Origin of the sequence: Neobacillus drentensis (genome assembly GCF_036962765.1) — a bacterium.
Classification (GTDB): domain Bacteria; phylum Bacillota; class Bacilli; order Bacillales; family Cytobacillaceae; genus Neobacillus; species Neobacillus drentensis_C.
In genome coordinates this window covers 612-2,414 of sequence record NZ_JBALOS010000383.1, presented here as the reverse complement: position 1 = coordinate 2,414, position 1,803 = coordinate 612, and the positions used below count along the sequence as shown (strand labels likewise).

The window sequence follows — 1,803 nt, the reverse complement described above, 5'->3', positions numbered from 1 at the left end:
TCATGGTTGTTGTGGCTGTTAGAGATGGTTCTTGCTAGCTCTTAAGTAAATAATAGTTAATTTTGCACAGAACGTTATTTTAAAAATGAATATTTGACTTAGCGGTGGATATTACCACATATCCTGCTTTAGGCAAAAATAAAGAACGCGGAAAGAAAAGCGTCTTATTTTCTTTCCACTCTCTTATTTTAAGGACTTTTTAGATAGTACCTTTGTATATCTTAAGTTCTAATTCACTTGGATATTAGATTCATCTATTTTCGATTTACTTGTTGCGAACTGAAAAATTATGCAGATTACAAGAACAGCCAATAAAATGGAGGAAGCGATTTGTGTACCATTTTCTAAACCTAGACCGCCTTTTTCATGAGGTTTAATCAAGTAATCACCGAATGTAGCTCCAAAAGGACGAGTCAACACGAATGCTGCCCAGAATAAAAACACTCTATTTATTTTTGTAAACCAATACGCTAAAAGAACTATTACTATTAACCCACCTGTGACCATCGCGCCTTGAGCAATCGTAAGTCCTAAACCTTGTTCCAGATAATTTCCACCACCGACCAACTTTCCGACACCTGAAGCCTTGTGCGATAAAAAATCTCCTGCCGCAGTTCCTAAAGTATTAGAAACTAGAATGGCAATCAAATATAGAACTTCGACTCGTTATGTTGCAATACTTTTAACATTTAATGTCGGCTCAGTGAAATACCAAAATATAAATATAATAGCCAGCAAACTAACTAATAGAAGAGAACCTTTCATATATCCTTGTCCTAATGAACGGTCCATATAGTCAGAAAATGCTGTCCCTGCAAGACTTGTTGATAAAATAACAGTCCAATATACATGAGGAACAAATTTCTTAACAAACAATTGAATGGTTAAAAAGATAGCAAAAACACCTACGAAAAACAGAAATGGGATTAAATAATTATCTTCTGTTCCAGGAACAGTAACCAAATCGCTACCTGTTTCTCCTAACGTTGTCGCGGCAATCTTCATAATCCAAAATAGGAGTGTCAATTGAGGAATCTTGTTAATCGACGAATTTACAATTTTTTTTGCATTTGACATTTAAATTTTCATTCCCCTTTCATTTTTTAAAAGATTCCAATAAATAGTCCCATATAATCATTAAATAAAGCTTAATAAAAGCTTTTTTATAAGCTTAATATAAGCTGAAAAAAGGCTTAACAAAGAATTTTATATGTTTATTCTACTGCTGCACAATTTTGTATCGTCATCGAATATCAAAGAAAAGAATGTCCATATCATCGCGCAGAATTTTAAAATATTTGATAAAGAAATCCTAAAGTCAAAATTATATTTGTGAAGTATTCTACTTAAGCTAACGGGTGAGAAGGAAAAATCATTAAGATGTAAAGATGGCAATAAATGTATAAAAAGAGAAAAGCAGCAAAAACCTCTATTAAAAATTCCACTTTTAGAAAAATTTCCATTAAGTATACCGATTTTTTAAAAGCTATTCTTGATGGTGCCAAAATGGATAAGTAGACTTATTCCGTTTTAAGGGGAATATGAAGTAACATTGGGAGGGTTGAAGTTATGAAAAATATGTAAAAAAAATTAATTTATGTTGAGGAATACGTACCAATCAATGGGATAAATCAATATCTGTTTCATTCTGGTACAAATCTTGAAAACCCAGTAATGTTATTTTTGCACGGCGGACCCGGCAGTGCTGGATCCATTTTTGCACACGCCTTTCAAAAAAAATGGGAAGATATTTTTACAGTGATTCATTGGGACCAACGTGGAACTGGAAAAACTCTTACTATG

Annotated in this window: 3 protein-coding genes (1 of these 3 cut by a window edge); 1 reads left to right on the top strand and 2 read right to left on the bottom strand. The window is 32.8% G+C overall.

Going from position 1 to position 1,803, the window contains the following annotated elements:
• Positions 1-228 precede the first annotated feature (228 nt).
• Together V7137_RS29815 and V7137_RS29810 are read right to left on the bottom strand one after the other, a co-directional pair.
• Complete coding sequence (locus V7137_RS29815) at positions 229-648, bottom strand: hypothetical protein (RefSeq protein ID WP_335701415.1); 420 nt, start codon at positions 646-648, stop codon at positions 229-231.
• Positions 649-666: 18 nt separating this feature from the next.
• Positions 667-1,077, bottom strand: a complete 411-nt coding sequence (locus V7137_RS29810; protein ID WP_335701414.1) for a hypothetical protein — start codon at positions 1,075-1,077, stop codon at positions 667-669.
• 597 nt (positions 1,078-1,674) lie between these two features.
• Between V7137_RS29810 and V7137_RS29805 the strand changes: the two genes are divergently transcribed.
• Positions 1,675-1,803: part of an alpha/beta fold hydrolase coding region (locus tag V7137_RS29805; protein WP_335701413.1), annotated on the top strand (this coding region is incomplete at its 3' end). 310 nt of the annotated region lie beyond the right edge of the window; the window shows 129 of its 439 annotated nt.